This window comes from Pseudoalteromonas sp. (assembly GCF_036960685.1).
Lineage (GTDB): Bacteria > Pseudomonadota > Gammaproteobacteria > Enterobacterales > Alteromonadaceae > Pseudoalteromonas.
This window is the reverse complement of sequence record NZ_JBALXK010000003.1, coordinates 306573-314213: the sequence shown is the minus strand read 5'-3', so window position 1 is coordinate 314213 and position 7641 is coordinate 306573. Positions and strand designations below refer to the sequence as shown.

Below are 7641 nucleotides of genomic sequence, written 5' to 3'. Positions count from 1 at the left end.
TTCGAACCCTCGATAGAGCTACAAACCCTATACTCCCTTAGCAGGGGAGCGCCTTCGGCCACTCGGCCACCTCTCCGTCTTGTGGGGCGTATAATAAAGATTTCAGAAAATATGTCAAACACTTTTCTTGTTTAAAGTGACTGTATGGTTAGAGAATACCCATTAGCGCTAAAAAAGAATCAACTCTGCTTGATAATTAATCACATTATGGAATTTTAACATCAGCAGAAACACCTAATACAGGTACCAACTCATCGCTTAATTGTTCGAGGTATTGATCTTGATAGCCTAATTGCTGAAACTCAGCAATGCATGCTCGATAATAGGCTTCTCTTTGTAGCTCTGTACTAAATGCGTTATTAGGTAACTCAGGTTTTTTATCTTTCATATAAAATCCGTTTATATAAGTCCTTTAGATTGGTACTTTATGAAAAAACAATGCTTTATTCTATTTTTAACCCCCCTAGTTTAGCTAAACTTAAAAATAATGCTTGTTGATTTTTTACTTTTTTAGAATTAATTATTTATTACTTTGCAATTCAATATCTTAAATTAAAACCTTCGTGTCGTTATGAACCGTAAAATGTCATTGTTTAGTGCAAACACAAAAACGCCGCTAATAAGCGGCGTTTAAAAACTATTTTATAAAAATAGACTTAGTCAGCTTGTGGACGCATATGCGGGAACAAGATAACGTCTTTAATCGTTGATGAATCAGTAAACAGCATAACTAAACGGTCGATACCAATCCCCTCACCCGCTGTTGGTGGTAAGCCATATTCTAGGGCGCGAATATAATCTTCGTCATAGTGCATAGCTTCATCGTCACCTGCGTCTTTCTCTTCAACTTGGCGAGTAAAGCGCTCAGCTTGATCTTGTGCATCATTAAGCTCAGAGAAACCATTTGCAAGTTCACGGCCGCCCACAAAAAACTCAAAGCGGTCGGTAACAAATGCGTTTTCGTCGTTACGACGAGCCAGTGGAGATACTTCCCATGGATAACCTGTGATGAAAGTCGGTTGAATAAGCATGTGCTCAGCGGTTTCTTCAAAGATTTCACATAAGAACTTACCTGGACCCCAAACACAGTTTTCAGGAATTTTAACGTGCACTTGTTTAGCGTACGCTTTTAATTGTTCAAAATGGTTTTCTGGGTCATTAAATACCGCAGCATCAAACTCAGGGTTATATTTTAAGATGGCATCTGCCATGCTTAAACGCGTAAACGGTTGACCAAAGTCATACTCTACTGAGTCAACCACTTCACCGTTTTCATCTTTAGTGGTGTTAACCACAATTGGGCTGCCCAGTACGTTAGTAGCAACAGTACGCAGCATGTCTTCGGTGATATTCATCAAGTCAATGTAATCAGCGTATGCTTGGTAGAACTCAATCATAGTGAATTCTGGGTTGTGACGCGTTGATAACCCTTCGTTACGGAAGTTACGGTTAATTTCAAATACGCGGTCAAAGCCACCTACCACTAAACGTTTTAAGTAAAGCTCTGGTGCGATACGTAAGTACATATCGATATCCAGTGCATTGTGATGAGTCACGAATGGACGCGCAGAAGCACCACCAGGAATAACCTGTAGCATTGGCGTTTCAACTTCCATAAAGTCACGCTCTGCTAAGAAGCGACGAATACCTTCAACCACTTGCGAGCGAATACGGAACGTTTCACGAGTTGCTTCGTTAGTGATCAAATCAACATAACGCTGACGGTATTTTGTTTCTTGGTCAGACAAGCCATGGAATTTTTCAGGTAATGGGCGTAGTGACTTAGTCAGTAATTGATACTCAGTCATTTCTACGTATAAATCGCCTTTACCTGATTTATTAAGCGCACCCTTCACACCAATAATGTCGCCGGTGTCTAATTGACCGTACTTTTCTTTCAAGTCTTTTTGTGCATCTTTTGACGCATACGCTTGTACACGGCCTTTCATGTCTTGCACTACAAAAAATGGTCCACGTTTAGCAAGGATACGACCCGCGATAGACACAACATGGTTAAGTTCTACTAATTCTTCTTTACTCTTATCACCAAACTCGGCCTGTAAGTCTGCCGTGTAATGCTCACGACGGAATTGATTTGGATGACCGTTGGCTGGGCAATTAGCGCGAATAGCGTCTAGTTTGCCACGACGCTCAGCGATTAACTTATTTTCGTCTTGGATTTGATCAGTCATTTTTTAGCTCTTTTTTAGCTTGGTGGTTATAGGCCAGATTTTAAGCTGGCTTCAATAAATTTATCTAAGTTACCGTCTAGTACCGATTGCGTATTACGGTTTTCAACACCGGTTCGTAAATCTTTAATACGTGAATCATCAAGTACGTATGAACGAATTTGACTCCCCCAACCAATATCAGATTTAGCGTCTTCTTGCGTTTGTTTTTCAGCATTTTGCTGTTGTAACTCAAGTTCAAATAACTTCGCTTTTAACTGTTTCATCGCTTGTGCTTTATTTTTATGCTGTGAACGTTCGTTCTGGCATTGCACTACGGTATTGGTTGGTACGTGAGTAATACGCACCGCTGATTCGGTGGTGTTAACGTGCTGACCACCGGCACCTGATGCACGGTATACATCAATACGTAAATCAGCCGGATTAATATCGATTTCGATATTATCGTCAATCTCCGGGTAAACAAATGCTGAAGCAAATGATGTATGGCGACGACCACTTGAGTCAAACGGGCTTTTGCGTACTAAGCGATGTACGCCTGTTTCTGTGCGTAACCAGCCATAGGCGTATTCGCCAACAAAGCGCACGGTTGCACCTTTAATGCCGGCAACATCACCGTCTGTCGCTTCGACTAGCTCAACTTTAAAGCCTTTGGCTTCACCCCAGCGTAAATACATGCGTAATAACATGTTACACCAGTCTTGCGCTTCAGTGCCGCCAGAGCCTGATTGTAAATCAAGGTACGCATCATTTGCGTCATGTGGGCCTGAAAACATACGGCGAAACTCTAAGCCTTCAAGTTGCCCATTGAGATCTTCAAGTTCACTTTGCGCCTCGATAAAGGTGTCTTCATCTTCAGCTTCGACTGCAAGCTCTAACAACCCTTCAACATCATCAGTACCACTGACTAGGTTGTCGATCGTTTCAACAACGGCCTCTAGTGCTGACTTTTCACGGCCAAGTGCTTGCGCACGTTCTGGCTCATTCCATACGGCTGAATCTTCAAGTTCGGCGTTAACTTCTTCTAAACGTTCTTGTTTAAGAGCGTAGTCAAAGGTACCCCCGAAGCAATTCAGTACGTTCGCGAATTTCCTTGATTTGATTAATCACAGGATTCACTTCAAACATGTACCTTACTCCAAAATGGCTGATTACGAGCGTCAAATCGCCCATAAAATTCTTTAAATAGTAAAAACGCCCGATTTTAACAAAAAACCGCGCGTTTTATTAGTATTTTATGCACCGATAATAAATATTTTTTATGGCACTTTTTGCAGCTCTCTGGCAATCAGCTGCAAAGAAAACTTACCTCTAAACTCATTGATATCGAGTTGGTAAGCCAGCTTAACAAAACGTGCTTCTGTATCTGGCCACGCCCGCACATCCACGCCAAATGCAATGGCATCCACTAAACGTCCTGAGCGGTGCTTGAGGACTAATTTAAGGTGTTTTTCGCCAACAATACGTTGTTGTACTAGTTCAAAGGTGTGCTCAAAGACCGGCTCAGGAAACTGCTGCCCCCATGGCCCAGCTTGTTTGAGTACATTAGCAAACTCCATGCTAAAGCAATCATCAGTAAGCTCGCCATCGGTTAAAATAATACAGCGCTTATGCTCTTCACTTAACTGCGCACTTACGGCTTGTTCAAACTCGCGCTTAAACTCGTGAAAGTGTTGCTCACTAATAGTCAGCCCTGCAGCCATGGCATGACCGCCAAATTTACTGATCAGATGCGGGTGCAAGGTATTTAAGCGCTCGAGTAAATCCCGCATGTGTAGGCCTTCAATCGAGCGACAAGAGCCCTTTATTTCACCGTTGTCACCACCGGCAAAAATAACCGTTGGACGGTGATACTTTTCTTTTAAGCGCCCCGCTAAAATACCTATCACACCTTGGTGCCAATCACCTTGATATAAACAGATGGCATCAGGGGTTTGTTCATCGCTAAAGGCAAGCTTGTCTAATACCGCTTGCGCTTCAACTTGCATACCCTGCTCTATCTCACGGCGCTCGTGATTTAAACTATCTAGCTCGCCAGCAATGCGCCTTGCTTGATTAATATCAGTGGCTAATAAGCAAGCTATGCCTAAACTCATATCGTCCAATCGCCCTGCGGCATTTAGTCGTGGCGCTAATGAAAAACCAAAGTCGCTGGCGCTTAGTCGAGCGGCATTACGATTAGCCACTTCTATTAATGCGGTAATACCAGGGCGAGTTTTGCCACTGCGAATACGTGCTAAGCCTTGGTGTACTAAAGTACGGTTATTAGCGTCCAATGCCACTACATCAGCAACCGTACCAAGGGCCACAATATCAAGTAATTCAGCTAAGTTAGGCATCGGCTGCGTATTAAAATAGCCCGCATCTCGCAATGCACTTCTTAGCGCTATCAACAAATAAAACGCCACACCAACACCTGCAATGGATTTTGATGGAAAATCACAATCATGGCGGTTTGGGTTTACAATCGCATCAGCATTGGGTAGTTGCTCACCTTGCAAGTGGTGGTCAGTGACCAGCACTTTTATGCCTGCGGCTTTTACTATCGCGATGCCAGCGATACAAGAAATGCCATTATCTACGGTGATCACGAGATCAGGCGCCATCGTCACTATTTGTTCGGCAAGCGCTGGGCTTAAACCATAGCCTAAGCTGAATCTGTCTGGCACTAAATAGTCTAAATGAGCAAAACCAAACATCGCTAAGCCTTGCATTAAGGTAGCGGTACTGGTTGCACCATCGGCATCAAAATCGCCAACAATCAGAACCTTGCTTTGCGTGTTTAATGCCTCTTGTAGTAACGCGGTGGCTTTATCTATGTCTTTAAATAATTTGAAGTCGTGCAACGTCGCTGCGCTGTTGTCCAGTTCATCAGCATGGTTTACTTGGCGGCTAGCATAAATTTGTTTAATAACTGGGTGTAAATGGTTTGGTAGGTGTGAGTCATCACAATACTCACGGGCAACAATTAATTTCTTCATGCAGATGCAGTACTTTTTAATTAAAGAATAAAGACAAAAAAAGGCCTTAACGGCCTTTTTATAAAAAACACATCGTTATGATGATTTATTTGCTTCTAGTGCAGCGGCTAATGCTGCTGCTGGTTGATAACCAGGGATCAGCGTACCATCTTCTAAAATAATCGCTGGTGTGCCACTAATACCAAAACTTTGACCAAGCTGATAATGCTCTGCCACAGGTGCATGACATCCTGCCATTACTTTAGTATCGGCCCCTGACTTAGCGGCAGTCATCGCTTCTTGCTGATCTTTCGCGCACCATACATTCATTAAATCAGCGTAACCTGAACCTTGTAAGCCACCTCGTGGAAATGCTAAATACTTAACGGTAATGCCTGCTTCAAGTAAATCATCCAGCTCGCGATGTAACTTACGGCAATAACCACAGCTGATGTCGGTAAACACTGTGATGCTGTGTTTTTCATTTTTAGCTTTATAGACAATCATTGAATCTTCATACTGCGCTAAACCTTCTTTACGTACGCCATTTAGCGCTTGTTCGGTCAAGTTATTACGATTATTCAAATCAATTAATGTACCTTGCATTAAGTATTGACCATCTGCGCTTGCATAAAGCACGCCTTTATCAGTGATCAATTCTTTTAAACCAGCCACTGGGCTTGGGTTAATATGCTTTACAGTAACACCTAGTTCCGCAAATTTAGTAACAATTGGATCATTGGCATCAGGTATGGCTACTACGCCATTGGCAAACGCACTTAAACTGGTGCCTAACATTGCACCGGCTAATACTAACTTTTTCATAATTGTTCTCTTATATCCTGATAATTCTTAACTACTCAGACCGCCGAAGCACGAAAAAATTCTCACTAAGCGCGCGGATGATGTTGCTGATGTACCGACTTTAACCTTTCATTAGCAACATGGGTATAAATTTGTGTGGTTGATAAATCACTATGCCCTAACATCATCTGCACAACCCGCAGGTCTGCACCATGATTTAGTAAGTGTGTTGCAAACGCATGACGCAACGTATGGGGCGATAAAGGTGATTCAACTGCTGCCAAAATAGCATAGTGTTTAATACGATGCCAAAAAGTTTGTCGAGTCATGCCTACTCCACGCTTTGACGGAAACACAAAATCAGTGGCATGTTTGATCATTTGCGCTCGGCCTACTTTTAAAAACTGCTCTAACCAATACATGGCTTCTTCACCAAGCGGTACTAAACGCTCTTTATTGCCTTTACCTTTTACAAAAACCACCGATTGACGCAAATTAATTTGCTCCATCCTAAGCCCTACTAATTCACTGACCCGCAATCCTGTGGCGTATAATAATTCCAGCATGGCTTTATCACGCAGCCCCATAGGCTCTTCAACATTAGGCGCTGCAAGTAATGCCTCAACTTCGTTTTCAGACAAAGTTTTAGGCAGTGACTGCCCCGCTTTAGGCTGGGCAATATTCACCATTGGCGAATCGGTAATATGTTTTTCGCGCACAAAGTACTGATAAAAACGCTTTAATGCGCTAATACTACGCGCGGTGCTGCGTGGCTTTAAACCTAAATCAACACGATGAGCTAAGTAACTTTCGATATCTTGAGCGCAGACCGTCAATAGATCTTGGCCTTCTAAAAATCGGCAAAACTTATCTAAATCACTACGATAGGCTGATAGCGTATTATCGCTTACGTGTTGTTCTAAATAGAGGTTATCTAAAAAAGACTCAAGGTAATCACTATTACTGAGTAATTCGTCGTGATCTGTATTGGCTGAGTCTAATGACTCATGATCAGGTAACGTTGTCACAGTTATTCTCATAGTTATCAAGGTATCAATTAATAATACCTTACGGTAAACTTCAGCCTATCATATCAGGCAAATACACAGTGATAAATACGATGCAAATTGGTTTATTTTATGGTTCTACCACATGCTATACAGAAATAGCGGCAGAAAAAATCCGCGATATTATCGGTCAAGACATTGTCAGCCTACATAACATCAAAGATGAACCATTAAAAAACGCAGAGAATTACGACTTTATCATCTTTGGTATCTCGACATGGGATTTTGGTGAGTTACAAGAAGATTGGGAATCAATTTGGGATGACATTAAAGATGTTGACCTTAACGGCAAAACCATTGCTTTATTTGGCATGGGTGACCAACAAGGTTACGGCCAATGGTTTCAAGATGCACTCGGCATGTTGCATGACGAAATAAGCGACCAACAATTTACTTTATTAGGCATGTGGCCTAATGACAGTAGCTATGAATTTGAAGCCTCGAAAGCACTCACCGAAGACGGCAAACACTTTGTTGGTTTAGCGCTTGATGAAGACAGCCAATACGAACACAGTGATGAGCGAATAGCCAACTGGGTTGAACAAATCATGACTGAGTACAGCGAGACCTTATGATCTCGCTTTGTGACTCTAATAAATGATAAATAATAATCGATAAACG

Annotated in this window: 7 protein-coding genes; 1 reads left to right on the top strand and 6 read right to left on the bottom strand. The window is 42.2% G+C overall.

The features are described from left to right. Positions 1–205: 205 nt before the first annotated feature. The 6 genes from V7783_RS05025 to xerD all read right to left on the bottom strand — a co-directional run bounded on the left by V7783_RS05025 (position 206) and on the right by xerD (position 6993). The gene (locus tag V7783_RS05025) at positions 206–388 is read right to left on the bottom strand and encodes a hypothetical protein (RefSeq protein ID WP_149981743.1); all 183 of its coding nucleotides are present in this window, start codon (positions 386–388) and stop codon (positions 206–208) included. A 268-nt stretch (positions 389–656) separates the two neighbouring features. After that, positions 657–2192 (bottom strand): lysine--tRNA ligase, encoded by a 1536-nt coding sequence (gene lysS / locus V7783_RS05020; RefSeq protein WP_149981744.1) that lies wholly within the window; start codon positions 2190–2192, stop codon positions 657–659. A 26-nt stretch (positions 2193–2218) separates the two neighbouring features. Next, positions 2219–3317, bottom strand: a protein-coding gene (prfB, locus tag V7783_RS05015; protein WP_167542958.1) for a peptide chain release factor 2 whose coding sequence is annotated in 2 segments (ribosomal slippage) — positions 2219–3241 and positions 3243–3317 — 1098 coding nt in all. Because the reading frame shifts where the segments join, the coding sequence is not laid out codon by codon here. Between the two features lie 131 nt (positions 3318–3448). Next, positions 3449–5170, bottom strand: coding sequence for a single-stranded-DNA-specific exonuclease RecJ (recJ, locus tag V7783_RS05010; RefSeq protein WP_335677764.1), 1722 nt, complete (start codon positions 5168–5170; stop codon positions 3449–3451). A 75-nt stretch (positions 5171–5245) separates the two neighbouring features. After that, positions 5246–5974 carry a bifunctional protein-disulfide isomerase/oxidoreductase DsbC gene (dsbC, locus tag V7783_RS05005; protein ID WP_335677763.1) on the bottom strand — a complete coding sequence of 243 codons (729 nt, stop codon included), beginning with the start codon at positions 5972–5974 and terminating at the stop codon, positions 5246–5248. 65 nt (positions 5975–6039) lie between these two features. After that, a complete protein-coding gene (gene xerD, locus V7783_RS05000; protein ID WP_335677762.1) occupies positions 6040–6993 on the bottom strand; it encodes a site-specific tyrosine recombinase XerD in 954 nt (317 codons plus the stop codon). Positions 6994–7073: 80 nt separating this feature from the next. On the opposite strand from xerD, the gene fldB reads away from it, so the two are divergent. Beyond that, positions 7074–7595 (top strand): flavodoxin FldB, encoded by a 522-nt coding sequence (gene fldB / locus V7783_RS04995; protein ID WP_335677770.1) that lies wholly within the window; start codon positions 7074–7076, stop codon positions 7593–7595. Positions 7596–7641 lie beyond the last annotated feature (46 nt).

Coding starts and splice junctions, on each gene's coding strand:
- V7783_RS05025 (WP_149981743.1), bottom strand. CDS start 388: ATGAAAGATAAAAAACCTGAGTTACCTAATAACGCATTTAGTACAGAG.
- lysS (WP_149981744.1), bottom strand. CDS start 2,192: ATGACTGATCAAATCCAAGACGAAAATAAGTTAATCGCTGAGCGTCGT.
- recJ (WP_335677764.1), bottom strand. CDS start 5,170: ATGAAGAAATTAATTGTTGCCCGTGAGTATTGTGATGACTCACACCTA.
- dsbC (WP_335677763.1), bottom strand. CDS start 5,974: ATGAAAAAGTTAGTATTAGCCGGTGCAATGTTAGGCACCAGTTTAAGT.
- xerD (WP_335677762.1), bottom strand. CDS start 6,993: ATGAGAATAACTGTGACAACGTTACCTGATCATGAGTCATTAGACTCA.
- fldB (WP_335677770.1), top strand. CDS start 7,074: ATGCAAATTGGTTTATTTTATGGTTCTACCACATGCTATACAGAAATA.